The following is a 25,189-nucleotide window of genomic DNA, read 5'->3' on the forward strand; positions in this document are numbered from 1 at the left end:
TTGAGGTTGCCGCGAGCGTGGGCGATGTCGCCGAGTCTGCTGTGGGTGATGCTGAGGTCGCGTTGTGCTTCGGCGTTGTCGGGGTCCGCTTCAGCTAGGCGAACGTCGATGGCGAGAGCGGCACGGTAGGCGGTCTCGGCGTCGTCGAGGTTGCCGCGAGCGTGGGCGATGTCGCCGAGTCTGCTGTGGGTGATGCTGAGGTCGCGTTGTGCTTCGGCGTTGTCGGGGTCGGCTTCAGCTAGATGCGCGTGGATGGTCAGAGCGGCGCGGTAGGCGGTCTCGGCGTCGTCGAGGTTGCCGCGAGCGTGGGCGATGTCGCCGAGTCTGCTGTGGGTGATGCTGAGGTCGCGTTGTGCTTCGGCGTTGTCGGGGTCGGCTTCAGCTAGACGCATATCAATGGCGAGGGCAGCGCGATGGGCGGTGTGGGCCTCGTCTAATCTGCCGCGGTCTTGGGCCATATCGCCTAGCCGGCCGTGGGCGATACTCAGGTTGCGTTGCAGCTGAATGTCGGACGGATCTATGCTGACAGCTTTCTCGTATAATTCCAGGGCGGCTTGAAAATCCCCGAGGCTCTCCATCAAGAACTTCGCATAGCTTCGAAGAGCTAGGGCGCTATGGGGGTCAGCCGCGATGGCGCGCGCAAAATATTCACGAGCACGTTCCGGGTCCGCCCGCTTTACGCTCATCAGTGCTGACTCAATTAGCCGTTTGGCCGCGACCTGGTTTCCTTGGCTCTCGCTTGCATCGATTGACCTTATAGGCTCACCCGGGCCCTCTCCGCCGAGGGGGGAGGGTAATTCTTCCGTTGAAAGTGTTGCTGATCCGGCCGCTTTCAATAGCCAATCCCCGTGCCCAGAATGTCGGCGCTGCTTCTCGGCCGCAGGTAGACTGAAAATCTGTTCGAGCTGCTCTAGTTGCTCGTCATCCACCGTAGCGGCTGGGGCGTCGGCGCGAACCAATGAGGGCACTAAAGAGGTCGTCATTTTGGTACCGCCAGGAATATCTTCGATTGAGGAGGCGGTGGCCCCTGACTCGCTTGCCAACGCGTTGGATCCCTTGGGTGTGGCGGCATCTGTGGCGCGTGTCGCCTCCGGTGAAGGAGCTGCGATTGTGCGTGCACGAGCCTCTTCCGCCAATTCGATCAGGCGCCGCGCAGCCTCTTCCGCCCTGCGCCAGCGCGAACGCTCGCCGGGCAGACGCAGAAACCCCCAGCCGACCACCCGAATGGGCGCTTCATCTTGGCTCATGCGGCAATCCTAGCCCCTCGTCAAGATTTGGTTCAGAATAGTAATGACAGAACAGCTATCGTGCCGGTCGTTGCAGACAGGGCCACTTGCAGCGCGAGGGCCATTCGCACACAATTTACGACTTCACTGTTGCTGTGTGCCGCTTTAATTGTTGCTGTTCGCAGCTCTGTCATTAATCGCTGATCGTCCCAGTTATGTAGATGCGATAATTCGAGGATGCGAGTGTGGTCTGCGACCGCAATTCGGTCGAGAAGGATAATCCATATTACCGCAAAGAAGCAAGCCCCTAAAGACCATGTAGCGATTTCGTCTAACTTTTCAGGTGTGCCAACTTGAAGTGCTGTGGCTACAAGTGTGGCGGCAACCCCGGCAGCAAACGTTGCTAGCAGTTTGGCTGTGTCCACTTGGGCGCGTTGACGAGCAGAGGCTCTGTCTGCCTGACCTTCCAGCCACTCGGCTGACGTCTGGGCCATCGCTGAGAACCTCATTCCCTGTCGGTCGCCTGCGCGAGCGGGGTGGGACGCGTTGAGGAGTGTGCCTCCATGGGATGAAGCAGCCTAGCAAGGCACACGACACATTGGGAATGGCTGCTTGGCAGGGCCTGACCCAACGCCAGCTCGATCAAGCAAAGGTCGTCCCCCAGGTGCCCGCCGTCGCCTCTCAGGGGAGCAGTGGGGTAGCAGAGCCGCCGGCAAGATACATCGGAACGTGTTGGTGGCGCGCGCGCATTGCGGCATGAACTCGTGGGGCAACGTTGTCCGGCAGGCGCTGCTCGGCCTCCTCGTGCGTGAAGAAGGCGACGTCTTCCAACTCCTGTCTCGGTAGATCCAAGCCGTCCAGGTTAGCGATCGACCCGCAGTCGAAGGTAAAGCTGATTATCGCGCGCGGTCGTGGCCCGGAAGGTAGCGCCCAGTCGACGACGAGTAGATCACCAACTGTCAGATGTGTCCCTAACTCCTCGCGAATCTCGCGAGCGCAAGCATCGTGCGGGTATTCACCCTCGTCCACGTAGCCGCCCGGAAATGCCCAGTGATCACGGTATGTGGGCTTGACGAGCAGCACTTTGCCGGCCGGGTCGGTGATAAAGGCCGCAGCGGCAGCGTAGAAGGAAGCCAGGTTCGAGTACCATGTGGCGGGCTCCGTCCAGGTCACCTCGGTGACGCTAGCGGACATGTCTAGCAGTGCTCCCGCGCTACATTGCTGCTGGCATGGCTTCGAGGGCATGCAGGACTTCGTTAACCTGGGGTGATTCTCGCTGCGGCCCGAGCGTGGCAGCGAGTTCATCGACGCGCCGTTGAACACGCGTCGACTGGATGCCTACGGCATGTTGCCCGAGCTTGACAGCCCAGTTGCAGGCGGCCTCAGTGTCACCAGCGCGAGCGTGAGTCATAGCGATGAGGGCGGTGTGCAGGGCACGCGTTCGGACGTTCTGACTGCCGAGACTGAGCGCGTCGGGGACGTGTCGAAGGGCCTGCTTGTGCAGACACAGGTCGCTCAGGCACCTGATCGCCGCCCCTGCCAGGTGGGCAGGGCTGAAGTAGCCGACCCAGCGCGGGCCAGGGTCCATGCCCGTTCGATCCAGAGCTCGCTCCGCCCTAGTTAGGGCGAGCTGGCAAGCACGCCGCTCGCCTGACTGTCCGTAGGCGGTGGCGGCGGTGGAGTGCAGCCGTGCGAGGACCGCAGCGGGTGCGCGGCCGGCTCCGTCAATCGCTGCTTCGATGAGCCGCGCCGCCTCTCGGGCGTGCCCTAGAAAGACAGCCTGTGTGGCGAGGTTGGCCAGCAGATGTGCGCCGTAGAGGCGGTCGCCAGCGGCCTTGGCGAGCCGTAAGCCGAGGGTCACATGATGTTGCGCCATTGCATGCTCACCTGCGTCGTACGACATGAAGGCGAGTTGACCGGTGAGCGTTGCCGCTGCGCGCATGAGGTCACGCCCCACGGCATCGGTGTAGGTGCCGTGCAGCATGGGCGTGACCTGACGTACGAGGAAGTCAGCCATCACGGCACGGGTGTGGGGAGAGCCGCTGCCGTGACGTCGGTCGAGATCAGTGAAATGGTCCGCCAGCGCGTACAGCGATTGAACGTCGGTGGAGGTGACCTGTTGCCGACCGTTCCGGCTGACCGTGTCGTCGGGCAGGTCGTATCGCCAACCGAGCGCGGCCTGGAGTGCCTTGCCGCTGTCGAACATTTCACTGGGATGTTGGTTGATGTGCTTGGCTAGCCTCGTCCATATTTGCTCTGAGGCATCTACCGCCCCGTCGGCGGACGCGGGGTAGATGCACATTCCGATGTCTTCGGCGGCACCGAACCCCAACTCCGTGACCGCGACTGAGCGTCCGAGCTTGCGGGCCAGTGTTTCGACCATGGCCGCTTGGACGTGCTCTCCAGGCCGGCGACCGCGTAGCCACCAGTAGACGCTGGCCGCGTCGTACCGCCAGGTGCCCTGGTCGCGGCCGGTGTGATTGAGCTGTCGGGCAAAGGCAGCGTGAGAGTTGGCGTAACCGGCGGCCAGCAGAAGCCCTTCGAACGCCGTGTTCGTCACCGGTCGCGCCATCGTTCCGCCTCCAGGCATCAGTCAACTACCAACAGTGACGAGCCTATGGGCTGCCGAAGTCCCATGGGGACCCGCGCAACCCTGCGCAACCCACGTCCTGAGCAGCGCAAGCGAGCGCATTACTTGCCATCTGGTCCGTTGATCGGCAGCCCGCTTCGCTAATCGCAGGTGTCCTGGGTGTAGGCGAAGTCTGAGCGTCGCGTCCCGGGCTGACGGAGGTGGCGATGCAGGGCGACGGGTCAGCAAATCGAGGCGAGCAGTTCGAGGCGGGCGAGCGGGAGGCGGCCAAACAGCGCCTTCTGGCGCAGGCCGAGGCGGAGCGCGTACCCGTTGACGACACGACCCGCGCGGTCCCGGACCGGCGGTGGCGGCGTGACCAGCGATGACATCCCTATCGGCCGCCGAGTGGCGAGCTGGCGGGTGCGGCGGCAGATGACGCAGCAGGTGCTTGCCGACCGGTTGCGCAGGTCGAAGAGCTGGGTGGACAAGATCGAGCGTGGTGCCCGCGCCCTGGACCGGTACTCGGTGATCCAGGAACTGGCCCACGTCCTGCGGGTGGAGCCGGAGGTGCTGCTCGGCCGGCCGCGGAGCACTCCGGCGGGCACGCCGGACGGGGTGGACGACATCCGGGCCGCGCTCGCCCGCTACGACACCCCGCAGGCTCCACCGCGGACGGACGAGCTGCGAAGGCAGGTCGGGCACGCGTGGTTGGCCTACCAGCATGCGCACTACGGGCAGTTGGTGCGGGTGGTGCCGGGTCTGCTCGACGCCGCACAGGGTGTGCGGTCACCGGAGCTGTTGGTGCAGGCGTACCGGATCACCTCGTCGCTGCTGGTGAAGCTCGGCGAGGCTGACCTCGCCTGGCTGGCTGCCGACCGCGCGATGGCCGCAGCCGGCGACGACCCGACGTTGGCGGCAACAGCGACGATCGCGGTAGCCCAGGCACTACGTGCCGCCAACCGCGACCCCCTGGCCCTGACCGCAGCCCAAAGTGCAGCCAACCGCCTCCTCCCACCGTCATCCCGTACCGGTGATCATGAGGTTGGCGGGTTTGGTGGAGATCAAAGCGCCCGGCAACCTCATGATCAACGAGGAGCGGGGCAACGGGGAGTGGGGCTGCGGCCGGCGGGGGAGTGGGCTGTGGGTGGGGCTTTGCTTCTGCAGGCAGCGTTGGCTGCTGCTGGGTGCGGTGAGCACCGTCGCGCCGACGAGCTGATTGGCCGGGCCGCGGGGATCGCCGCCGGGCTGCGGGGGTACGACGACACACACCGCACCAGCTTCGGGCCCGTCGCCGTCGAGTTGGCGCGGGTGGTGGTGGCTGCCGTGCGAGGGGACGCCGTTGAGGCGGTGCGGCGGCACGCGATCGTGGTGCGGCGGGAGGCGTGGCGGCGGTTGCCGGCCGAGCATCGGGGTGCGTACCTCGTGGACGTCGCTCGGGCGTACCTCCAGGTGGGGGACCTGCGTGGCGCCGCACGCGCCCTCGTCGACGCGGACAGCGTCGCGCCGGCCGAGGTTCGGTGCCGGCCTCTGGCGCGTACCCTCATCGCCGAGGTCGCCCGGGGTCACCCGGCGCCGGCCGGCGTGGCGCGACTGGCGACGCTGGTCGGCCTCACCCGCTGACCACCGCTGGCACTGCGACGGGCTCAGGGGCGCAGCGCCAGCCGACGGCGGACGCCAAAAGATCGCGGACGTCTTTACGCTCGAATTTCCATCTCTGCCACCAACCCGTCGGTGAATCGGTAGACATGCGTGACGGTGTGATCCGCGATTGTCGCTCCGGTTTTGTCGCGGACGACCTGGTGGACGGTGACGACGATTCGCCCGTCGGCCTCCGCGGCGAACGCGGTCGGCAGGACGCTCGGTTCGATCTGGTCCCATTGTCTGCGCCAGTAGGAACTCACCTCGTCACGGCCGTGAACGTGGCCTCCCTCCCAGCCATTTGGCCACGACACATCCGGCGTCATGGCGGCCAGCAGGGCGGGGATGTCACGCTCGTTGAATGCCGCGTAGAGGTTGGTGAGCAGCCTCTCCGACGTTGCGAGTTCCGGCGGATTCATCGGGCCAGCATGGTTGGTGGACCAGACCTCGTGGAAGTCACTTCGCGGTCAGCAGAATGTGGGCGGTGGGTGGGAGCTGCTGCTCCAGACCTCCGGCCGCCGCCCGGCGCGGTGAGCGCCGCCGACGCGGCGCGGCTCACTGACGCAGCGCGAGGGCGCGCAGGGCGATGTCGACCGAGGCGTGGAGGTCTTCGCGGCTCGCGCCCGACGCGGCGTGGACAGCGTGCCCTTCGCTGAGGGCCATCACGAACCGCGCCAGCGCGCCGGGATCCATGCCGTCCGGGAGGTCCCCCTCCTTCGTGGCGCGGGACAGTCGCTCTTCCACGGCCGCCTCGGTGGCGGCGCGGCCGGCGGCCAGGATCTCGGAGATGCGGGCGTTCTCCGGCGAGCAGGCCAGGCCTCCCTGGATGGAGAGGCAGCCCGCCGGGTGGTCACGGTCGGTGAGGCCGTCGGCGCTGGCGCGCAGGAAGGCTTCGATCGAGGCGTACGCGGTGGGTTGGTCGAGTGCGGCGCGGGCGTTGGCGACCTGGGTGTCGTGGTAGCGGGCGAAGGCTCGCTGGAACAGCTGTTCCTTGCTGCCGAAGGCGGCGTACAGGCTCGGCCGGTTGATGCCCATCGCGCTGGTGAGGACGCTCAGGGACGCGCCCTCGTAGCCGTGTCGCCAGAAGGCCTCGGTTGCCCGGTCGAGGACCGTCTCCTCGTCGAAGGCCCGGGGGCGTCCCACGGCGGGCGTCTCAGTGCTCATGGCGCCAGTGTACCGCTCGGTACAGATCGTGACCCTGGTCACCAACCGATCAGTACAAAACCCTGTTACGGTCGTTGGCAACCGAGCGGTACAAAAAACGCGGCGGTCGCTCACAGGGCACCCCGTGGCTGCACACGTAGGAGATACGAATGACCGTCACGCTCATCACCGGTGGCAACAAGGGCATCGGGTTCGAGACCGCCAGGCAGCTTCTCGAACTGGGCCACACCGTCTACATCGGTGCCCGCGACGTCGAGCGGGGCGAGAAGGCCGCAGCCGAGTTGGGCGCACGGTTCGTGCAGCTCGACGTCACCGACGACGCGTCGGTGAGCGGCGCGCTGGCGACTGTCGACTCGGCGGAGGGTCGACTCGACGTCCTCGTGAACAACGCGGGCATCCTCGGCGACGGCCCCGTCGACGGCCCCACCGCCCTGCGGGTGTTCGACACCAACGCGGTGGGGATCGTCCGCGTCACCGAGGCGGCACTACCCCTGCTCCGACGGTCGTCGAACCCGACGGTGGTCACCGTGTCCAGCAGCATGGGGTCCTTCTGGGCGGTCACCAACCCGGAACGGCCGGAATTCAACCTTCCGGCGGCGCTCTACGCGGCTTCCAAGTCGGCGGCCACCATGCTCACGATCCAGTACGCCAAGGCCAACCCGGGCATCAAGTTCAACGCGCTGGAGCCCGGCTTCACCGCCACCGACATGACCGCCGCCCTCGGAACCGGACGACCGGTGGCGGAGAGCGCCACGACCGTCGTACGCCTGGCCACCCTCGGCCCCGACGGCCCAACCGGCACCTTCACCGACGAGCTCGGCCCCTTGAACTGGTAGCACGGGCAAACAGGGCCGGGGATGGTCGGTGGGGGAGTGGGCGGCGGGGGACGGCCCTTGGGCGACACCGATGTCCGGCGTCGCTCAAGGGCCGCTCCTGCGTCAGGTCACAGTCGCGCGGTGCTCAGCAGCTGGGATCGTTGTAGCCGCCGTGGTACGTGTTCACCTGTATCTCGAACCAAGTGCTTTCCTAGGCGTTGCGACGTTGGGCGAGTGCGTCGCGGATGGCGAGAACGACGAGCGAGAGCGGCACGACCACCCAGAGCTGGAGCACCGTGTACCGGCGCAGCTCCCGGTCGATGTCGGCGCCGGCCAGTTCCGCGTCGAGGGCGCCCGGCCGCATCAGCGCGAGCGCGTGCAGGGACAGAGGCGCGTAGTTGAGACCCGCGCCGACCAACCACACGCCGACCGCTCGGCTGCCGAAGCCGGTCGACGACGCCAACAGCCAACCTCCCCACGTCACCATCAGCACCACGCCGATGAGGAACTCGGCCAGGATGATCCGCCGTCGGCGGGTGGTTCCCCGGCTGCCGTGCATGTCGATGGCCGCCAGGCGACGAACGTTCATCAGACCGATGCTGCCAGCGGCGGGCAACCTCTGGTCGGGGCGCGGCGCTGGGCTGGCGAGCGACAGTGACGCCGTCCGCTCAGCCGTGGTCGGCGCAGAGTTGGGAGGTCAGGGTGGCGCGGGCCCACTCTTCCCACGCGCCCGGTGACCAGTCGCGGTCGCGGACGAAGATCAGGTAGAGCTCCGGGCTGAGCATGCCGTACAGCAGGTCCGCCGCCATCTCGACGGAGAGGCCGGGGCGGGCGTCGGGCTTGCCCACCAGCGCTTCGGCTGCTGCGTACTGCACTGTGTAACGCGGATCGGCGTCGTCCGGCCACTGTGCGGCGATCTCCGGGTCGGTGGCTGCGGCGGCCGCGATCAGCGGCATGATCGGGGCGACCCGGCCCAGGATCTCGCTGGCGCCGTGCACGTGCGTGCGCAGTTGCCCGGCTGCGGTGGGGTCGGCGCACGCGGCGCGAAACCACTCACGGTCCATGGTGGCGACCGGCGCGGTGTCCCCGGCGATGGACGTGTCGACGACGTCCTTGAACAGCGTGCGCTTGTTGCGGAAGACGAAGTAGACCGTCTGGACGGCCACGCCCGCCCGGTCCGCGACCTCCTGCAGGCTCGTCGCACCGTAACCCTGCGCGACGAACAGCTCGCGAGCCGCCTCGATGACCTTCTCGCGGGTGCGTTGTGAGCGCTCAGCCCGCTTGTCCGGCCGCTTGACCTTCTCCATAGTGCGAGCCTATCTTTAGAGTACGTCACTAGAGTCCAACTCTAAATTTCTGGAGGAGACGATGTCCCAGCTCAACGCCAGCCAGAACCCGGCCACGACGCGGCGGGACCCGGAGGAGGAAGCCGTTCACCGCGCCCTGGAGGGCTACTACCGCACCGGCAAGCCGCCGTGGGACACCGGCGTGACGCCGCCCGAGTTGGTGGACCTGATTGAGGGGCATGGCGCGCTGCCGCCCGGCCGGGCCCTCGAACTCGGCTGCGGCACCGGGACCAACGCCATCTACCTCGCGCGGCACGGCTGGGAGGTGGCCGCCGTCGATCTGATCGACAGCGCCGTCGACCAGGCCAGGGAGAAGGCCGCGGCGGCGGGAGTGGCGGTACGGGTGCGGCACGGAGACGCCACGCGCCTCGACGACCTGGACGTGCCGGGCCCGTTCGACCTGTTCTTCGACCTGAGCTGCTACTGCGGAATCCCACTGCACCGCCGCGACGCCTACGCCGCCGGGCTCACCCACCGCGCCGCGCCCGGAGCGCTGTTGCTGATGTTCGGGTACGGCCCCGAGACACTCGACAATCCGGTCTCCGAGATCACGTCATGGGCAGCGGGCGTCACCGCCGACGAACTCCGCGACAGGTTCCCCGGCTGGGCACTCATCGACGTCACGCCGGGCACCAACTCGGTGCCGACCTTCTGGTTCACGCTGCGCCGCGACGCCTAGCACCTTCCGACCGCGTGGAGCCGGCGTGCGCGTTGCGCGATCACTCGAAGAACTTGAGGCTGAACCCGGTGTCGCTGGTCGGGCCGGGCACGTTGGCGCGGCGGTAGGTGGTGTTGCCCCACCAGCAGAAGGTGCCGGTGTACCAGTACCGGTTCGCCCAGGAGTACGCCGTGCCCTTGGGTACGGCGTGGAACATCAGCGGGAACCTCGGCCCGGCGGGTGGGCTCGTGGCGATGTCGCCATTGAGCAGCACGAAGCTGTGGTGCCCGGGGCCGTTCACGTACAGGGTGGGATCCCAGCCGGCCATCATGGTGGCCCGGTTCGAGCCGAACAGGCAGCCGTTGGACTTGTACCAGTCCCACACGTACGTGGGGTCGCCGCCGGCGCGCAGTCGCAGGTCGGCCAGGCAGTACTGGTCACTCCAGCTGCCGTTGGCGGAGTAGACGATGTGCAGCTGCCCGTTCGGGTCCCTGATCGCCTCGGGGGACTCGTTGATGAACGGGTTGCCCACCACACGCTCCCAGCTCTCGCGCGGCTGGGAGATGACGTACCGGCTACCGGTCGGGGTGAGCGGGTCGCTCATCCGGCTGAGGTAGATGTTCTGCTCGACGTTGGTGTCGCCGGCCCAGCCGGACCAGACGAACCATCGCTGCCCGTTGAAGGTGAACAGGCTGCCGTCGATGGCCCACTTGCCGCCCGGCAGCGCGAGCTGCCGCTCGGACGTGTAGCCGCTGGCCGGCGACGCCGAGTGGATCACGTACATGCGGTGGGCGGTGCTGCGCCCGGCCGAGAAGTAGATGTAGTAGCGGCCACCATCGGTGACGATCTCCGGAGCCCAGACCTCACCGAGGTTGCGGCTGTCCGTCCACACCTGCCGCGCGGTCGCGGCGGCCAGCGCGTCGGGTGACGCTGCCTGCCGTACGGCGATCCCGCCGTTGAGCGACTGGACGGAGATGTAGGTGGAACCGACGCGGATCACGCTCGGGTCGGCGGCCCGGAGGCTGGTCTGCCCGGCCGCCGCCGGCCCGGCGCCGACCACTGGCAGGCCGGTGGCGAGCACGGCGGCCAACAGGGCGGCGAGGAGTCGCGGAAGGGTTCGACTGTCGGCGTTCACGATCGGGATTCCTCTCCTCGACGTGAGCTGGCCGACGGTCGGACCCGGATCGGGTCGGCCAGCCGTCGCGCACCTCAGAACGACAACGACTGATATCGATAGATTAGGCCAGGAGCCGACGAGCCGCAGCGTGGGTTGCCGGGCATGGAGCCGGCGGGGTTTCCGGGAACGTGAGAATCGGGCATGTATCTCTGCACTGCTGGAGGGGAGTGACGGCAATGCTGGTATACGGCTATCTCGGCGCGGTGCTCATCGGTGCCCTCGTCGGCCTGCTCGGACGACTCATCCTGCCGGGGAGGCAACGGATCGGCGTCGTCGCCACGTTCGTCATCGGCGTCGGCTCGGCGGTGCTGGGCACAGTGGTCGCCAAGGCGCTGCACATCGACGATGAAGCCAGCGTGCGGGTCTGGGTGCTGCGCTGGGACTGGATCGTGCTCGCGATCCAGGTCGGCGTCGCGGTCATCGCCGTGGCGCTGGCGAACATGCTCACCTTCACCCGGCTTGCCGGCGGCGACGAGACGCCCCGTCGGCGGGCCCGTCGCAGCAAGGCCAAAAGCTGAGCTGACCCCGACCAGCGCAGGGACCACCCTCGAAAGGCCGCCCCGGTTCAGATCTTCTCCGAGCATCCGCACCTGCGGCTGTTCGCCGGGAACTCGATAGCGGTCCTGGAGTGTCCGCCCCCGCCCGACTGACAGTCCCGCCGGCGCGCGTGAGCGAACAAGCGCCTATCCACTCGAGATGGCCTTGAGTGCCGCGTCGAGTGCCTGGTCCGCCGGGACGGGTACGTCGGGGATCACGCCGACGCCTTCCCAGTTGGTGCCGGTGACGCTGTTGATGGTCCGGGCGGTCGGCACGGTCACGAGGATGTGTTCGGTGACCGGGTGGCGGGCCGTCGGGTGTGCGCCGCCGCGGGTCGTCTCACCGACGACGACGGCCCGGCCGTGCGCCTGGAGGGTGTACGCCACATCCTCGCCCCCGGAGAACGTCATCGCGCTGGTGAGCACGTGGACAGGGCGGTCCGCGTAGCGTGGCGCGGGAAGATGCGCGGTCGTCCAGAACTGGCGGGTGTTGCCGGTGGACCTCTCGTAGAAGTCGTTGAGGTGCACCTGGTCGTCGCGGAAGAAGTAGCTGCACCACATCGCGGCTCCCTCCGGTGTTCCGCCGGAGCAGGCGCGCAGGTCCAGGATGAGCGCGGAGCTGAGGGCGACCAGTTGCATGGCCGCGCCGATCGCGGCGGCGCCTTCGTCGGCGTACGCGATGCGCCGCACGTCGATCAGCCCGATGTTCCCGTCCAGGTGCTCGACCCGGCGGATTCCCTGGTTCTCCGTCCTGAGGAGTGCGAGGAACGCGGCCCGCCCCCCGTCTTCGTCGGCGGGGTCCAGCGACTGCGGCTGGTCCGTCCAGAGCAACCGCAGATGCTTGTCCGGGCAGGCCTGTTGAAGATGGGCGGTCACCGTCTCGCAGAGCGCCGGTCCGTCCAGGTCGTCGTACTCTCCTGCTGCGAGACGGCGCCGGATCGCGGCGTCGATGTCCGCGACCTTCTCAGGAAAGACGTACCCGGCCTCGATCCGGTCCAGGGCCTGTCCGATGATCTGTTCGTGTGAGGGCACGGCGGGCCACGGTAGACCGCGAACGGCCTCACGGCCATCGAATTTCGCGCTCCGACCCAGACGCTAGGAGCGCGGTAGCATGCCCACGAGCGACGTGATGATCGCGACCCGCAGGGCCGTCCGCAGGTCGACATGGTGGACCGCGAGCGCCGGCTCGGACTCGTAGACGGCGAGCAGGCTGGGCGGCGGCGAGTCGTAGGCGGACAGCGCGCCAGCGATGAGCAGGGCGTGCAGGCAGAACAGCTCGGCGGGGTCGCCGACCTCGGGCAGGTGTCGCCGGACGAGGGCGGCCATCACCGCGAGGTTGCCCAGTGAGGCCCGCTTGTGGCGGCGGACCGCCTCGACCGACACGTTGTGCTCCAGCACCCCGCCCTGCGCGCCGTAGAGATCACAAAGCACCGGCTGGGCGGCGAGTGACCGGCTGAGCACGTCGGCCATCTGCTCGGCCCGTTCCGGCGCGGACCGGCTGCTGTCGACGCCGTCGGCCAACTCCTGCTCCAGCTCGGCCAGCCAGGTTGCCGTCCGGTCGTCCATCAGGTCGAGCAGCACCGCCTCGCGGGACTCGAAATAGCGCAGCACCGCCGTCTTGGCCAGGCCGACCCGCCGGCTCAGCTCGTTGAGGGTCACCTCGGCCACCGGCATCTCGTCGAGCATCGCCGAGGTGGTCTCCAGGATCGCCCGGCGCCGGATCTCACGCTGCTCCTCGCTGCGCGCCCGCTGGAACGTCATGACACCAACCCTAACTTAGGTACCGCCGGTCCCTTGACAGTGTACCGGCGGTACCTTACCGTTTCGAGCATAAGTTACCGGCGGTACATTGGGGAGCCTGAGATGAAGTGGACCGAGCAGCAGATTCCGCGCCAGGACGGCCGGGTGGCAGTGGTCACCGGGGCCAACACCGGGCTGGGCTTCGAGACCGCCCGGCTGCTCGCCGAACGCGGCGCGTCCGTCGTGCTGGCCGTACGCGACACCGCGAAAGGCGAACGGGCTGCCGCCCGGATCAACGGCGACGTCTCCGTACAGGAACTGGACCTGACCTCGCTGGAATCGGTGCGCGCCGCCGCGGCCGGCCTGCACGCCACCCATCAGCGGATCGACCTGTTGATCAACAACGCCGGGGTGATGTACACCCCGAAGCAGACCACCAGAGACGGCTTCGAACTGCAGTTCGGCACCAACCACCTGGGCCACTTCGCCCTCACCGGACTGCTGCTCGACCTGCTGCTGCCGGTGCCCGGCTCCCGGGTGGTCACGGTCAGCAGCGTCGGCCACCGCATCCGCGCCGCCATTCACTTCGACGACCTGCAGTGGCAGCGTTCCTACAGCCGCGTCGCCGCCTACGGCCAGTCGAAGCTCGCCAACCTGATGTTCACCTACGAGTTGCAGCGCCGGCTCGCCGCGCACGGCACCACCGTCGCGGTGGCCGCACACCCCGGCGTCTCCAACACCGAACTGGTCCGCAACGCCCCGGCGGTCGTCCGCGCGCCGATCACCTGGCTCGCCCCGGTGATCACCCAGCCCGCCGCGGCGGGCGCGCTGCCCACGCTGCGGGCCGCCACCGACCCGTCCGTCCTCGGCGGGCAGTACTACGGCCCCGACGGCCTCGGCGAGACGCGCGGCAACCCGAGACTGGTCACCTCCAGCCCCGAGTCCTACGACCTGGCCGTGCAGCAACGCCTCTGGGCCGTCTCGGAAGACCTCACCGGCGTGCGGTTCCCGCTCGGCCAGGCAGTCGCCGCAGCCTGACCGTGCCGAGGGTGCTGGCCGGCACTGCGCCGTTCGGGGAGGTGGGTCCCTGTGGAGCTGATATCACAGACGATTCAGCTCCACAGGGACCGAACGTCGCGGTGCCCGCCGGCCCGCTCGTCGCGCAGATACTGGCGCGTCCACTCCGCGAAGGTCGTGAGCGGAATGCCGAGGGCCCGCGCGTGCTCCGGGCGGGCGGGTCGCCCGATCGCGTTCATCTGTTCATGGGAGATGCCGGCACGTTCCGGCATTCCTGCGGCGATCGCCTCCTCCTCGGTCAGGACAGGATCTCGACGTACCCGTCGCTGCCGTGCACGCGGATCCGCTGCCCATCCTTGATCAGCCGGGTCGCGTCGAGCACGCTGACGACCGCCGGCAGGCCATACTCCCGCGCGATCACCGCGCCGTGCGTCATCAACCCGCCGACCTCCGTCACCAGGCCGGCGATGCCGACGAACAGGGGCGTCCAGCTGGGGTCGGTGTGGGTCGTGACGAGGATGTCACCCGCTTCGAGATCAGCCTGCGCCATGTCCAGGATGACGCGGGCGCGCCCGTCGACAGTCCCGGCGGACACCGGCACACCGACCAGCGCACCGGCCGGCACGTCGTCGCGCCGGTACGATCCGGTGATCATCTCGCCGTCCGAGGTGAGCACCCGGGGCGGGGTGAGCGCCTGGTCCGCCCGGAACGCGTCCCGCCGTCGCCGGATCAGGTCGACGTCCACCCGCTGCGACCGGACGACCTCGTGGAACTCCCCGAAGGTGAGGTAGAAGGCGTCTTCGGTAGCGGTGAGGACGCCGGCCCGTACCAGCCGCTCGGCCTCGGCCAGCAGGGCCTGCTTGTAGATGAAGTAGCGGGTGACGATGTCGTACTTCGGGTACTCCCGGTAGCCGATGAAGGTCCGTACCCGGTCGATCATCCGTTCGGTCTCGGCGGCCTTCTGCTCCCCGTCCGGCAGCGCCCGCAGGCGCGTCACCACCTCCTGCGCCTTGCGCTGCGCCTGCTGCCGGCCCTGCTCGAAGCGCCGCCGGGCGGCGCCCGGCTCGAAGAGCTTGACGTTGTCGAGGAGCACCGGCACGAGGGTGCTCGGGCGTTCGCTCCACCGCGGCCGGGTGATGTCGATCTCGCCGACGCAGCGCATCCCGTACCGGTCGAGGTACGCCTCGATGGCGGCGCGCGCCTCGGCCCCGCCGGCGACCTTCGGCAGCTCGTCGAGGAAGTCGTCGTCCGCGACGTCCTGCAGGAACGCCACCACCTCCGGGTGCGGACGGATCACGTCGGCGACGTCCAGCAACGCCAACCCCATCTCGGAGGTGATGTTGCCGGGGGCGGAGAGGGTGAGGGTGTCCGCCGCGTTCTTCTCGCCCAGCCATTCGTGCAGCCGGTCGTTGAGCCACCAGGTGGCCTCCATGCCCGCCATGATCGCCCGCATGTTCAGCGGATCGGCGAGGACCCGCTTGTGTTCCTGGAAGGCCTCCAGCAGGAAGTCGAACAGCGCCGTACCGGTCACCGTCGCGATGTCGCGCCGCAGGGTGGCGATGGACGCCTCGCTGCGCGCGATCAGCTCGGGCACGATCGCCGGATCGGCCTCGACCGACGCGCCGCCGGCCGGCAGCCTGGCCGGACCGGCACCGCTCGGGGGCGTCGTCGGAATGAAGCCGGGCCGGTCGAGGAGCGTCTCCAACGCGTCCTTCGTCAGCGGATCGGACTTCCCGACCATCTCCAGAAAATTGGCGCGGCTCGCCGGCGAGGCCAGCAGCCCGGTGGCGTCGACGAACAACCTGCCGCCGGCCTCCCGCATCTGGGCGATGGCCGTCAACTGCCACATGGACAGCCCCAGGGGCCGCATGGCGTCGGTCATCATCTGCTGGTGACCGACCGAGAGGTAGACGTGGTTCTCCTGGTCGTCGGCCTCGGGGACGGGGAACAGCGTGGTGATCGGTCGGCTCTGCACGATCTGGAAGTCGTCGTCGACCAGGCACCACTCGATATCCTGCGGACGGCCGAAGTGCGCCTCGATCCGTCGCCCGAGCCGCACCAGCCGGAGGACCTGCGCCTGCGTCAGCGCCGGCTGGTCCCGCCGCTGCGCCTCGATCGCCACCTCCCGCGTTCCGCCGCCGGGCACGGCAGCGACGGCGCGCTGTTTGACGGCGACCGACCCGGCCACCACCTCCCCGTCGCGCACCCGGAAGACGTCCGGGTTCACCAGGCCGGACACCAGGGCCTCGCCGAGGCCGAAGCTGGCGTCCACCGTCGCGACCTTCCGGTTGCCCGTCACCGGGTCCGCCGTGAACAGGATGCCCGCCGCATCCGGAAAAACCATCTTCTGTACGACGACAGCCATCTGAACCGTCCGGTGGTCGACACCGTTGCGCAGGCGGTAGATGACGGCCCGCTCGGTGAACAGCGACGCCCAGCACCGGCTGACGTGCCGCAGGATCGCCGCCGACCCCACCACGTTCAGGTAGGTGTCCTGCTGCCCGGCAAAGGACGCCGTCGGTGTGTCCTCCGCCGTCGCGCTGGAGCGCACGGCGTACGCGGCCCGATCGCCGAACCGGGCGAGCGCGCCGGTGATCGCGGCGGCCAGGTCGCCCGGGATCGCGCTCTCCTCGATGCTGCGGCGGATCGCCGCGCTGAGCGTCCGAATCGCCTCCGCGTCGTCCGGGCTCAGCCGCGACAGCTGTTCGAGCTGGTCGTCGACCGCCGGCACCTGCGCCATGACCTGCCGGAAGGCGGCTGTCGTCACGCAGAATCCGGCGGGCACCCGGATGCCGTCGACCCGGGCCAGCGCGCCCAGGTGCGCCGCCTTGCCGCCGACCACCGACACCTGCGTCTCGTCCACCTCTCGAAGATCCACCAGCGGTACCCGGTCGCCGCGGTCCTCGCCCATCGACAACACACCCACGTCGCGCCCCCGTCACCTCGTTTGTGCTGGTCCGGCCGCCGATTCTGCGCCACGACCGGGGTCTTGCGGCAAGCCCCCAGGTGCGATATACGTTAGAAGTGGCAGGGAGTGTGATCTCCTTGCCGCTTGTTTTTTGGGCGGCCGACCGTGGGCGGCCGATCGCGGCGCTCACTCGTCGGGGCGCGGCTCGATGCGCAGCCGTCGGCCGATCTGCCAGGAGGCGGTGGGCCAGGCCGCGACGAAGCCGGCTATCAGCCCGAGCTGACCGAGGAACCAGAACGTCGGGTTGTCGGGTCGCAGTGGTGGCTCCGGAAAGAACATGTGATGCGCGACCGTCAACCACGCGAACAACGCCGCCTCGAACACGGTGATGGTCAGCAGCTCGATCCTGCCCACGCCCGACAGCGCGTTCCCGACCTTCGCGAGGCCGCGCCCCGGCCCGGCGAAGTACCGGAAGAGCACGGCTATCGTCACCGCCGCCAGATAGTCGCCGGCGTAGCCGACCCAGAGCGGGTCCTTCGCCGGGTCGAATCTCACCGCGAACAGGGCGACCTCGGCGACGACGAAGCCGAGGGCGCAGTGGGCGCCACAGCGGGACACGTGGGTGACGACGATGCCCCGGCGGGGCCGTCGCGGTTGATCCTCCCGCCGACGCTGAGCGAACGCCTCGGGCCGGCCCCAGTTCCAGTAGAGGCGGACGGCGGCCAGGCCGACATAGAGGACGGTCACCAGCCAGACGATCTCCATGACCCTGACCGGCTGGCGGTGCCCGCGAAGATAGGTGTCGGCGAGCACGATCGCGAAACTGACCACGCCGACCGTGAGGGACGCCCACGAGAGCGCCACGAGCCACGTCGGTTGCATCCCCGCCCTCTCCGCACTCCGTTCCCAGGGCCTCCCGGAACCGAACGTGAGGGGGGATTCGCTGGCCGGCGTCGGCGGCCGAGGGCACCTCGCAGTCTGTCACGCCGTACCCGGACGGGCCGGAGGATCGGGTGTTGCGCAGGACGGCCGGCTCCGCCGACGAGAAAAGCTGACCTATAGCATAATTTTCGCCTTGCCCCCCAAAAGGGAAATTCCACGGCTAACCCGCGGTTCGGGCCGGTTACTGACCTTCAGCGACGGCGTCTTCGCGATCGCCGTGACACTTCTGGTGCTGGAGATCCAACCGCCGCATGACTTCGAGCACCTCGTCCAGGGGCTCAGGGCGCTGTGGCCGTCGTACCTGGCGTACACGCTGAGCTTCCTGCTCATCGGGCAGGTGTGGGTCAACCACCACGTGATGTTCGACCGGGTCCGGCACGTCGACCGAGGCGTCCTGTTCCTCAACACGCTGCTCCTGATGGTCATCGCGTTCCTGCCGTTCTCCACCTCACTGCTGGCCGACGCGTTGCGGGCAGAGCAGGGGCTGCGCGCGGCGGTCGTCGTCTACGGCGGCACACTGTGGACGGCGGCGGCCCTGTTCAACATCATTTGGGCTCACCTGCGCCGCGCCGGACTGCTGGACCCCGGCCTCGGCCCCTGCGGTGCGCGGGCCATCGGCCGCCGATTCCTCCTCGCGCTGGTCTGGATCGGATCCGGCGTCCTCGTCGGCGCGTTCGCGCCGATCGCCGGCGTCGTCATCATCGCCGGCTTCCTGCCCACCTACTACCTGCCCATCCGAGGCGAGTACGGCGAGGACGACCGCGCACCCTAGCTGCCGAACTCGACACCGCTGAGGGAGACGGCGCGGTACGTGGCGAGGCGTTCGGCCTGCCCGGTGACGGCCTTACGGGTGGCGTCCGACAGTCGGCGCCACGGCTGGACGGCGACCGTGAACGTCCTGCCGGACTTGCGGGGGCGCCAGGTGCCGACCAGTTCGCCGTCGACCAGGACCGCGCCCGGGCGACCCAGCACCGGCCACAACTGTTTGGCGTGGGCGCTGTCCGGCACCAGCGTCGCCCGGTCCTTGGCCTGCAGGAACAGGTCGTACGGGCCGAGCAGGCGGGTGCCGGTGCCGTCGGCCGACCCCAGCGCCTCCTCGTCCACGGCCAGCAGGGAACGCACCTCGCCGCCGACGGTCACCTCGATCACGTCGTCGGGCCAGCGTGCCTTGACATCCTTCAGCGGGGCGTCGAGATAGTCGGCCACCTGCTTCGGCGTGGCCGGGCCGAGCAGACGCAGGTACGCGCGGATGAGGTCGAACCGGTCACCCGCAGCGGACGCCTTGCGGAACCTGGTGATGCGCTCCAGGACCGGCGGTGAGGTGTCGAGCCGCAACTCCAGTCCGGCCCGCACGGCGGCGAGCCGGAACGGCATCTCGTAGAGGTGCGTGGCGTCGCACGGCCGGCAGAACCGCAGATACGGCTCGGGCAGCGCCGTGGCCAGGCGGCCGGAGACGTCCCCCTTCACCGTCGGTGTGCTGACGATGGCCCGCATCCGGGCGGCGATCTCGTCCAGCGCCGCGAGAGTGTCGATGCCGGCGGCCTTCAACGGCTTCGCGGCGTCGTAGACGCGCTTGCCCGCGTCGGCCTCGGAGAAGGGCTCGACAGCGGCCGCCACCCGCGCGATGTCGGCGCGGCGGTAGAGGTGCGGCGCGCCCCGCACGGTCCACAGCAGGACCACGTCCCGGTCGGACAGCGCCCTCACGTCGACCCCGCGCACCGCCAACGCCCACCGGGCGCCGTCCGGGCCGGTGTTCTGCACCCCGATGTCCAGCACAGCGGTGTCGGCGAGCGTGCCCTCTTCCCGGTCGAGCTGTTGGGCCCGGACCCGGAAGTTCATCACCTGGTGCCGATCGACCATGTCTGCACAGTAATTGCAGCGGCGCTTCCGATGGGTCCAGGCGCAGCCCGGCGTCCGGAGCGGGGCACACCGCCGGGACGTGCTGTCGGCGCCGGACAGACAGCGTCCCCGGGCCGGGGGAGGGGACTCCCTCCGCGCGGCGATCCGTTCGTCGCGCCACTCAGCCAGGGTGGTCTCGGAAGGCCGACACCCGGCCAGAGACAGGGAGACGACACCGTGACTCGACACCCGCCCGCGCCCGCCCCGCCACCGACCTGGGCCCGCCGGGCCGGCCACGTGGCCTGGATCGCCCCCGTGCTGGGGTTCATCCCGCTGCACGTGCCGTGGATCCTGGGCATCCCGATGTTCGCCGATCCCGACCGGTTCCGCGAGTGGTACCACGGTCGCGGCCCCGGGGTGGGGGAGTACCCCGTCGACGGGTTCCTGGGCCTGCCGGCCGGTGCGTTCTACCTGGGTCTGCTGTGCGTCCTCGCCGGACTCGGCGGGGTTCTGGCGCTGGGACTCATCAAGGACTGGGGTGTGGTCTTCCCCCGCTGGGTGCCGTGGCTGCGCGGACGTCGGGTTCCGCCGTGGGTACCGCTGACCCCGACGGTGCTGGGCTCCGCCCTGATGATCGGCTACTCGGCGACGCTGCCCTGGCAGTTCGCCGCTGACCTGTCGGACCCCGGCGGGGAGGAGATCTTCACCCCGACCGGTGTCCTGATCGGTCTCCCGCTGCTGCTGGCCTGGATGTTCGCGTTGCCGGTGGCCGGCTGGTCCTACTACCGCCGTACCCGACCTGCTGGACCTGTCGCACCACGAGGGTCGCGGGCGAATTGATCACCGATGGGACATCGGCTATCGTGCGCGTCCGTGAAGCAATCTCGTCTGACCTCCGCCCTGTTGATCCTTGCCGCCACCACGGCGCTCGCCGCCTGCGGCGACGGCGACAAGGCGACGAACGCCGGATCCACCACCCCCGCCCCGACGTCCGCAGCCCCGTCCTCGGCGGCCACCTCCGCCGCCGCCACGCCGGCCTCGTCCGCCGCGGCGGGCGGCGCGAACGACAAGCAGGTCTGCGAGTCGGTGAAGAAGGCCAACGACGAGATGCGGGCCGAGTTGGTGAAGGTCGCCACCACCGGCGACGCCTCGGCGGCGGACTTCAAGAAGATCCTGACCGAGCTGGAGCAGAAGGTGAGCGCGGTCGCCGCCACCGGCGACGGCAAGCTGGCCGATGCCCTGCGGGCCTTCGGCGCCGAGGCCGCGAAGGCCGCCGCCGCGGCGGACCCGGCGACCGCCGCCGACAATCCGGCCTTCGAGAAGGCCGGCAAGGACATCAGCGCCGCGTGCAAGGCCGCCGGAATCAATGTGATCCTCTGACCGACGTAATGCGATGACGGACGGCCCCCACGCCTGAGCGGGGGCCGTCCGTCGACAACGGAGGCGATGGTCAGCCGCGGGCGGTCCTCAGTCGCTGACCGGCTCGACGCGGATGGCCGGCGACAGCGCGCGCAGGAAGTCGGGAGCGTCGAACATCTCACCGGCGGAGGCGACCCCGCTCGCCTTCGTCTGACCATCGAGGATGCGCCGGACCGCCTCCACCGCCAGGGGTGCGCTGACGGCGTAGATGTCGCGGCCACCGGCGACGACGCGGCGGCGCGCGTCGCCGCGACGGACGATGACGTCGACAGTGAACGTCTGCGCCGACCGGCCCAGCCCGTCGACAGCGACCGGCGCCGCCCCAGCAGCCAGGTCGGTGGTGGCGTCGACGGTCATGTAGGTCCGGACCTCGGGAATGACCAGGTGACGGGGGATGGTGACGACGTCGGCCATGCTGAACTCGCCGAGGACGGTGCGCCGGCCCAGCGGCGCGGGGAAGTCCCAGTCCATCCTCGGCAGCTCCCCGCCGGAGTGGTACTCCAACCGGCTCCCGGTGTAGCGGACCCGACGGCCGGCGCGGCGCTCGCGGGACACGACACCCGCGGCGACCGTCCCGGCCGTCGGGTGCCAGCTGCTCAGTCCGTACGCGACGTGCGCCTCGTCGGCCGACGTCCAGTCGCCCATGGCCGTCGTCGCGAGCAGATCGCCGAGCCCGCCGAAGAAGGCCATCGCCGGGACCACCGCGACACCGGCAGCCCGGGCGGGCTCGGTGAAGTGCGTGAACGTGTCGAGGTTGGCCTCGATCTCTGCGGCCACGTCCACGTACGGGATCCTGGCGCGCAGCGCTGCCTCGATCACGCCGGCGGCGGTCGACGCGAACGGGCCGGCGCAGTTGATGACCGCGTCCACGCCGGTCAGCGCCACGTCGAGCGAGGCCGGGTCGTCGACCGACGCCACCCGGAAGGGGAGTCCGAGAGACGCCAGCCGGCCCGCGTCGCGACCCACCGGCAACGCATCGAACCCGCGTTCGCTCAATTCCGTCACCACGAACCGTCCGGTGTGCCCGTACGCACCGAACACCGCCACGCTGTGGCCCATCACTGCCCCCTCGAAAGATCGACTGAGCCCAGCCTTCCGCAGCGGCCCGCTACCGACCAGTGTCGGGAACGCCATCCCGCGTACAGTTTCGGACATGGCCCTTGTCGCGATCGCCGCCACCGACGGGATGCTGCACCTCGAGTTGGCACTGGCCTGTGAGGTCTTCGCCCACGACCCCTCCGGCCTGGCCGACCCCTGGTACGACCTGATGGTCTGCGGCCCCGGCCCGGTCCGCGTCGGCCGTTTCCTGCTGGAGCCCGACGACGGGTTGGACAGTCTCACCCACGCCGACACGGTGATCATCCCGTCCGTCGAGGACGTCGACGTGGACGTACCCTCCGACCTGCTCGACGCGGTCCGCGCGGCCCACCGGGCGGGCGCCCGGATGGTTGCGCTCTGCACCGGCGCGTTCGTGCTCGCCGCCGCCGGGGTGCTCGACGGGCTGCGGGCCACCACCCACTGGGCCCACACCGACACGCTGGCCGCCCGTTATCCCCGCATCCGGGTCGACCCGGATGTGCTCTACGTCGACAACGGCACCGTGCTCGCCTCCGCCGGCAAGGCCGCCGCGATCGACCTGTGCCTGCACCTGATCCGCCGCGACCACGGCCCGACCGTCGCCAACGCCGTCGCCCGCCGCCTGGTCGTGCCACCGCACCGCGCCGGCGGTCAGGCCCAGTACGTCACGACACCGGTACCCGCCCGCGACGACCACCCGCTCACCACCCTGTTCCCCTGGGTGCTGGCCCGCCTCGACCGGCCGCTGACAGTCGAGGACCTGGCCCGGCAGGCGAACATGAGCTCGCGCAACCTGGCCCGCCACTTCCGGTCGGCCACCGGCACCACCCCACTGTCGTGGCTGTCGACGCAGCGGATCCGCCGCGCCCAGGAGTTGCTGGAGAACACCGACGACAGCATCGACACCATCGCCCAGGCAGCCGGCCTGGGCACCGCCACGACGTTGCGTCGACACTTCCACCGCACCGTCGGCGTCCCGCCGGACGCCTACCGGCGTACCTTCCGGGCCACCGGGTGATCCTTCAGAGCCCGCGCGCCGGCTTCGCCGTCAGCTGACCGAGCCGTCAGCGCTGGTCGGGCGTTGCCGGGCGAACGCGTCGCGCCTGCCCCACCGGCCGGGGATGTCCAGGAGCGCGATCCGCCCGAAGGTGGCGGGCAACGCCGGGTCCACGGCCAGGTGGTCCTCGTGCGGGTTGATACCGAGCATGGTGCGGAGCAGCAGCATGGTCGCCCCGCTGGACCACGCCTGCGGACTGCCCGCGGTCGGGTACCGGATCGGGAACTTGGTGGTGTCACGGTCGAACCCGCCGAACGCCTCGGGCAGCCGACCCTCGAAGTAGGTGGCCGCGGACAGGATGCCCTCGGCGATACGGGCCGCCTCGTTGCCGAACCCGTACCGGCGCAGACCCCAGGCGATGAAGGAGTTGTCGAATGGCCAGACCGTACCGTTGTGGTAGCCGAGCGGGTTGTAGCGGCGCTGCCCGTCGGCGAAGGTCCGCACACCCCACCCGGAGAAGAGCGCCGGGCCCATCAGGTGCTCCACCACCCGGGGCGCCCGCTCCGGTGGCACGATACCGCTCCACAACAGATGCCCGATGTTGGACGACAGGCTGTCCACCGCCGTGCCGTCGTGGTCGAGCGCGAGGGCGTAGAAGCCGCGGTCCTCAAGCCAGAAGTCCCGGTTGAACCGCTCGTACAGCGCCGCCGCCTCGCCCTCCAGCCGTTCGGCGTAGGCCGGATCACCCCACACGGTACGGGCCAGCCGCGCCCCTCTGATCTTGGCGTCGTAGGCGTACCCCTGGGTTTCGCAGGTCGCCCTCGGGAAGCCCGGCAGCCGCCCGTCGGCGTAGGAAATGCTGTCCCAGGAGTCCTTCCAGCACTGGTTGTCCAGGCCAGTGGCCCGGTTACGTCGCTGGTACCAGACGTAGCCGGTGGAGGTCAGGTCCGCGTACCTGTCGATCCAGGTCAGCGCCGCGCGGGCCTCCTGCTCCAACTCCAACACCAGCGCGCTGTCGCCGCTCCACCGTTCGTACTCGTCGAGCAGCACCACGAACAGCGGTGAGGCGTCCACAGTGCCGTAGTAGGGGGAGTGCGGCTGCTCCTCGAACGCGGCGGACTCTCCGTAGCGCAACTCGTGCAGGATCCGGCCCGGGTCCTCCTCCAACACGTCGTCGGTCCGGGCGCCCTGCAACGACGCGAGAATCCGCAACGTCGGTGGGGTCAGCGACGGGGTGACGGGCAGGGTCTGCAAGCAGGTCAACAGGCTGTCGCGGCCGAACAGGGTCATGAACCAGGGCAACCCGGCCGCGGGCACGCTCGCGCCGCCGAGCGACAGCGGGGCGAAGCGCAGCGCCGCCAGGTCCACGAGGCTGCGGTGGTAGACCTGCTGGAGGCCGACGCTGTCGGTGTCCAGGGTCGGGGCCGCCGCGACCCAGTCCCGCATGCTCGTGGGCAGGGTGGAGTCGTCCGGCCGTTGGACCCGCAGGGCGGAGCGCAGGTCGACACCGTCCGGACGCAACGCCAGCATGACGGCCTGCAACCGGGTCGACCACTGCTGCCCCGGGCGCAGCCGGACCGCGAACCGAAGGCCGCCCGGGTCGAACTGCGCGGGCTCACTCGCCGACACGACAACCTCACGCTGGTAGGTGCCCCGCCGGTAGCCCAGGCGCAACTCGTTCCTGCCGACCTTGGTGTAGTAGGTGCCGGCCTTCTCCTCGATGTCGAACTTGATCTCGAAGATGTCGGCGAAGTCCGCTTCCACCTCCAGGCGCACGTCGAGCGTCATGTCCTCCTCGCCGTAGTTGAAGATCGTGAGCGATTCGGTGAGGTCCGGGCCGATGCGCCGCCGCCGGATGGCCGACACGTCCGCCTCCACGTAGTCCACCGCCCGACCCGGCACCGCGAAGAACGTCACCTCGAAGTACTGGCTGTCGTCCACCGACAGCGCCGTCATGCACTCACCGTCGACGGTGAGCCGCCAGCGGGACAGGAAGCGCGTGTCGGCGGCGAAGAGGCCGACCGGGGTGCTCGGGGACGACTCCACGTCCCCGCTGGCGTCGGAGACCATGAAGGTGTTCCCGTCGATGCACGCCACGGTGCCCGCGATGTCCCTCAC

Annotated in this window: 26 protein-coding genes; 9 read left to right on the plus strand and 17 right to left on the minus strand. The window is 69.3% G+C overall.

The genetic code is table 11. The features are described from left to right. From KBX26_RS29380 to KBX26_RS29395, 4 genes are all read right to left on the minus strand, one after another. Nucleotides 1-1,247 (minus strand): tetratricopeptide repeat protein (locus tag KBX26_RS29380; RefSeq protein WP_210866885.1); only part of this gene is annotated, 1,247 nt, incomplete at its 3' end. A gap of 32 nt (nt 1,248-1,279) precedes the next feature. Next, nucleotides 1,280-1,720 (minus strand): hypothetical protein, encoded by a 441-nt coding sequence (locus KBX26_RS29385; RefSeq protein ID WP_210858272.1) that lies wholly within the window; start codon nt 1,718-1,720, stop codon nt 1,280-1,282. Nucleotides 1,721-1,907: 187 nt separating this feature from the next. Beyond that, nucleotides 1,908-2,399: an NUDIX hydrolase gene (locus KBX26_RS29390; protein WP_307857935.1), complete on the minus strand. Its 492-nt coding sequence runs from the start codon at nt 2,397-2,399 to the stop codon at nt 1,908-1,910. Nucleotides 2,400-2,439: 40 nt separating this feature from the next. Next, nucleotides 2,440-3,798 carry a hypothetical protein gene (locus tag KBX26_RS29395; RefSeq protein WP_210858274.1) on the minus strand — a complete coding sequence of 453 codons (1,359 nt, stop codon included), beginning with the start codon at nt 3,796-3,798 and terminating at the stop codon, nt 2,440-2,442. 372 nt (nt 3,799-4,170) lie between these two features. Between KBX26_RS29395 and KBX26_RS29400 the strand changes: the two genes are divergently transcribed. Next, entirely contained in the window at nt 4,171-5,418 is a 1,248-nt protein-coding gene (locus KBX26_RS29400) for a helix-turn-helix domain-containing protein (RefSeq protein WP_210866886.1), read from the plus strand. 74 nt (nt 5,419-5,492) lie between these two features. Here the strand turns inward: KBX26_RS29400 and KBX26_RS29405 are convergent, their stop codons facing one another. Next, a complete protein-coding gene (locus tag KBX26_RS29405) occupies nt 5,493-5,855 on the minus strand; it encodes a nuclear transport factor 2 family protein (RefSeq protein ID WP_210858474.1) in 363 nt (120 codons plus the stop codon). A 136-nt stretch (nt 5,856-5,991) separates the two neighbouring features. Next, on the minus strand, nt 5,992-6,600 hold the full coding sequence (locus KBX26_RS29410; protein ID WP_210858475.1) for a TetR/AcrR family transcriptional regulator: 609 nt from the start codon (nt 6,598-6,600) through the stop codon (nt 5,992-5,994). A gap of 149 nt (nt 6,601-6,749) precedes the next feature. Between KBX26_RS29410 and KBX26_RS29415 the strand changes: the two genes are divergently transcribed. After that, nucleotides 6,750-7,436, plus strand: coding sequence for an SDR family NAD(P)-dependent oxidoreductase (locus tag KBX26_RS29415; protein ID WP_210858476.1), 687 nt, complete (start codon nt 6,750-6,752; stop codon nt 7,434-7,436). A 190-nt stretch (nt 7,437-7,626) separates the two neighbouring features. On the opposite strand, the gene KBX26_RS29420 is transcribed toward KBX26_RS29415, so the two are convergent. Together KBX26_RS29420 and KBX26_RS29425 are read right to left on the minus strand one after the other, a co-directional pair. Further along, the gene (locus KBX26_RS29420; protein WP_210858477.1) at nt 7,627-8,004 is read right to left on the minus strand and encodes a hypothetical protein; all 378 of its coding nucleotides are present in this window, start codon (nt 8,002-8,004) and stop codon (nt 7,627-7,629) included. A 79-nt stretch (nt 8,005-8,083) separates the two neighbouring features. Next, nucleotides 8,084-8,722 (minus strand): TetR/AcrR family transcriptional regulator, encoded by a 639-nt coding sequence (locus KBX26_RS29425; protein ID WP_210858479.1) that lies wholly within the window; start codon nt 8,720-8,722, stop codon nt 8,084-8,086. Nucleotides 8,723-8,783: 61 nt separating this feature from the next. Here KBX26_RS29425 and KBX26_RS29430 point away from each other — a divergent pair, with 61 nt between their 5' ends. Further along, on the plus strand, nt 8,784-9,440 hold the full coding sequence (locus tag KBX26_RS29430; RefSeq protein WP_030332635.1) for a bifunctional 2-polyprenyl-6-hydroxyphenol methylase/3-demethylubiquinol 3-O-methyltransferase UbiG: 657 nt from the start codon (nt 8,784-8,786) through the stop codon (nt 9,438-9,440). A 40-nt stretch (nt 9,441-9,480) separates the two neighbouring features. On the opposite strand, the gene KBX26_RS29435 is transcribed toward KBX26_RS29430, so the two are convergent. After that, entirely contained in the window at nt 9,481-10,554 is a 1,074-nt protein-coding gene (locus KBX26_RS29435) for a glycoside hydrolase family 43 protein (protein WP_210866887.1), read from the minus strand. Between the two features lie 218 nt (nt 10,555-10,772). Between KBX26_RS29435 and KBX26_RS29440 the strand changes: the two genes are divergently transcribed. Next, nucleotides 10,773-11,114 carry a GlsB/YeaQ/YmgE family stress response membrane protein gene (locus KBX26_RS29440; protein WP_210866888.1) on the plus strand — a complete coding sequence of 114 codons (342 nt, stop codon included), beginning with the start codon at nt 10,773-10,775 and terminating at the stop codon, nt 11,112-11,114. A gap of 165 nt (nt 11,115-11,279) precedes the next feature. Here the strand turns inward: KBX26_RS29440 and KBX26_RS29445 are convergent, their stop codons facing one another. Both KBX26_RS29445 and KBX26_RS29450 read right to left on the minus strand, forming a co-directional pair. Beyond that, nucleotides 11,280-12,164, minus strand: a complete 885-nt coding sequence (locus KBX26_RS29445; protein WP_030332640.1) for a S41 family peptidase — start codon at nt 12,162-12,164, stop codon at nt 11,280-11,282. A gap of 63 nt (nt 12,165-12,227) precedes the next feature. Then, on the minus strand, nt 12,228-12,893 hold the full coding sequence (locus KBX26_RS29450; protein ID WP_210866889.1) for a TetR/AcrR family transcriptional regulator: 666 nt from the start codon (nt 12,891-12,893) through the stop codon (nt 12,228-12,230). Between the two features lie 102 nt (nt 12,894-12,995). On the opposite strand from KBX26_RS29450, the gene KBX26_RS29455 reads away from it, so the two are divergent. Next, nucleotides 12,996-13,910: an SDR family NAD(P)-dependent oxidoreductase gene (locus tag KBX26_RS29455; protein WP_210866890.1), complete on the plus strand. Its 915-nt coding sequence runs from the start codon at nt 12,996-12,998 to the stop codon at nt 13,908-13,910. Between the two features lie 74 nt (nt 13,911-13,984). On the opposite strand, the gene KBX26_RS29460 is transcribed toward KBX26_RS29455, so the two are convergent. The 3 genes from KBX26_RS29460 to KBX26_RS29470 form a co-directional block, all read right to left on the minus strand. Beyond that, the gene (locus KBX26_RS29460; protein ID WP_210858489.1) at nt 13,985-14,128 is read right to left on the minus strand and encodes a hypothetical protein; all 144 of its coding nucleotides are present in this window, start codon (nt 14,126-14,128) and stop codon (nt 13,985-13,987) included. Between the two features lie 59 nt (nt 14,129-14,187). After that, nucleotides 14,188-16,800, minus strand: a complete 2,613-nt coding sequence (gene rph / locus KBX26_RS29465) for a rifamycin-inactivating phosphotransferase (protein ID WP_210866891.1) — start codon at nt 16,798-16,800, stop codon at nt 14,188-14,190. A gap of 183 nt (nt 16,801-16,983) precedes the next feature. Next, nucleotides 16,984-17,679 (minus strand): DUF4396 domain-containing protein, encoded by a 696-nt coding sequence (locus KBX26_RS29470; RefSeq protein ID WP_210866892.1) that lies wholly within the window; start codon nt 17,677-17,679, stop codon nt 16,984-16,986. Between the two features lie 193 nt (nt 17,680-17,872). Between KBX26_RS29470 and KBX26_RS29475 the strand changes: the two genes are divergently transcribed. Continuing rightward, nucleotides 17,873-18,511 (plus strand): TMEM175 family protein, encoded by a 639-nt coding sequence (locus KBX26_RS29475; RefSeq protein WP_210858436.1) that lies wholly within the window; start codon nt 17,873-17,875, stop codon nt 18,509-18,511. Here KBX26_RS29475 and KBX26_RS29480 read toward each other — a convergent pair. Beyond that, nucleotides 18,508-19,599 (minus strand): winged helix DNA-binding domain-containing protein, encoded by a 1,092-nt coding sequence (locus KBX26_RS29480; RefSeq protein ID WP_210866893.1) that lies wholly within the window; start codon nt 19,597-19,599, stop codon nt 18,508-18,510. The two genes, KBX26_RS29475 and KBX26_RS29480, sit on opposite strands and share 4 nt — an antisense overlap. 216 nt (nt 19,600-19,815) lie before the next feature. On the opposite strand from KBX26_RS29480, the gene KBX26_RS29485 reads away from it, so the two are divergent. Both KBX26_RS29485 and KBX26_RS29490 read left to right on the plus strand, forming a co-directional pair. Then, complete coding sequence (locus KBX26_RS29485) at nt 19,816-20,418, plus strand: hypothetical protein (protein ID WP_210866894.1); 603 nt, start codon at nt 19,816-19,818, stop codon at nt 20,416-20,418. 33 nt (nt 20,419-20,451) lie between these two features. After that, nucleotides 20,452-20,958, plus strand: coding sequence for a hypothetical protein (locus KBX26_RS29490; protein WP_210866895.1), 507 nt, complete (start codon nt 20,452-20,454; stop codon nt 20,956-20,958). 87 nt (nt 20,959-21,045) lie between these two features. Here the strand turns inward: KBX26_RS29490 and KBX26_RS29495 are convergent, their stop codons facing one another. Beyond that, nucleotides 21,046-22,056 carry a saccharopine dehydrogenase NADP-binding domain-containing protein gene (locus KBX26_RS29495; protein WP_210866896.1) on the minus strand — a complete coding sequence of 337 codons (1,011 nt, stop codon included), beginning with the start codon at nt 22,054-22,056 and terminating at the stop codon, nt 21,046-21,048. Between the two features lie 94 nt (nt 22,057-22,150). Between KBX26_RS29495 and KBX26_RS29500 the strand changes: the two genes are divergently transcribed. Then, the gene (locus KBX26_RS29500) at nt 22,151-23,092 is read left to right on the plus strand and encodes a helix-turn-helix domain-containing protein (RefSeq protein WP_210866897.1); all 942 of its coding nucleotides are present in this window, start codon (nt 22,151-22,153) and stop codon (nt 23,090-23,092) included. A 30-nt stretch (nt 23,093-23,122) separates the two neighbouring features. On the opposite strand, the gene KBX26_RS29505 is transcribed toward KBX26_RS29500, so the two are convergent. Further along, nucleotides 23,123-25,189, minus strand: coding sequence for a glycogen debranching N-terminal domain-containing protein (locus KBX26_RS29505; protein ID WP_374224341.1), 2,067 nt, complete (start codon nt 25,187-25,189; stop codon nt 23,123-23,125).

The organism is Micromonospora sp. C97 (genome assembly GCF_018070385.1).
Taxonomy (GTDB): Bacteria; Actinomycetota; Actinomycetes; order Mycobacteriales; family Micromonosporaceae; genus Micromonospora; species Micromonospora parva.

Bases quoted from the DNA above. Each gene is read 5' to 3' on its own strand.
- KBX26_RS29385 (WP_210858272.1), bottom strand. From the start codon at position 1,720: ATGGCCCAGACGTCAGCCGAGTGGCTGGAAGGTCAGGCAGACAGAGCC.
- KBX26_RS29395 (WP_210858274.1), bottom strand. From the start codon at position 3,798: ATGGCGCGACCGGTGACGAACACGGCGTTCGAAGGGCTTCTGCTGGCC.
- KBX26_RS29405 (WP_210858474.1), bottom strand. From the start codon at position 5,855: ATGAATCCGCCGGAACTCGCAACGTCGGAGAGGCTGCTCACCAACCTC.
- KBX26_RS29410 (WP_210858475.1), bottom strand. From the start codon at position 6,600: ATGAGCACTGAGACGCCCGCCGTGGGACGCCCCCGGGCCTTCGACGAG.
- KBX26_RS29415 (WP_210858476.1), top strand. From the start codon at position 6,750: ATGACCGTCACGCTCATCACCGGTGGCAACAAGGGCATCGGGTTCGAG.
- KBX26_RS29420 (WP_210858477.1), bottom strand. From the start codon at position 8,004: ATGAACGTTCGTCGCCTGGCGGCCATCGACATGCACGGCAGCCGGGGA.
- KBX26_RS29425 (WP_210858479.1), bottom strand. From the start codon at position 8,722: ATGGAGAAGGTCAAGCGGCCGGACAAGCGGGCTGAGCGCTCACAACGC.
- KBX26_RS29430 (WP_030332635.1), top strand. From the start codon at position 8,784: ATGTCCCAGCTCAACGCCAGCCAGAACCCGGCCACGACGCGGCGGGAC.
- KBX26_RS29440 (WP_210866888.1), top strand. From the start codon at position 10,773: ATGCTGGTATACGGCTATCTCGGCGCGGTGCTCATCGGTGCCCTCGTC.
- KBX26_RS29450 (WP_210866889.1), bottom strand. From the start codon at position 12,893: ATGACGTTCCAGCGGGCGCGCAGCGAGGAGCAGCGTGAGATCCGGCGC.
- KBX26_RS29455 (WP_210866890.1), top strand. From the start codon at position 12,996: ATGAAGTGGACCGAGCAGCAGATTCCGCGCCAGGACGGCCGGGTGGCA.
- KBX26_RS29460 (WP_210858489.1), bottom strand. From the start codon at position 14,128: ATGAACGCGATCGGGCGACCCGCCCGCCCGGAGCACGCGCGGGCCCTC.
- rph (WP_210866891.1), bottom strand. From the start codon at position 16,800: ATGGGCGAGGACCGCGGCGACCGGGTACCGCTGGTGGATCTTCGAGAG.
- KBX26_RS29470 (WP_210866892.1), bottom strand. From the start codon at position 17,679: ATGCAACCGACGTGGCTCGTGGCGCTCTCGTGGGCGTCCCTCACGGTC.
- KBX26_RS29480 (WP_210866893.1), bottom strand. From the start codon at position 19,599: ATGGTCGATCGGCACCAGGTGATGAACTTCCGGGTCCGGGCCCAACAG.
- KBX26_RS29495 (WP_210866896.1), bottom strand. From the start codon at position 22,056: ATGGGCCACAGCGTGGCGGTGTTCGGTGCGTACGGGCACACCGGACGG.
- KBX26_RS29500 (WP_210866897.1), top strand. From the start codon at position 22,151: ATGGCCCTTGTCGCGATCGCCGCCACCGACGGGATGCTGCACCTCGAG.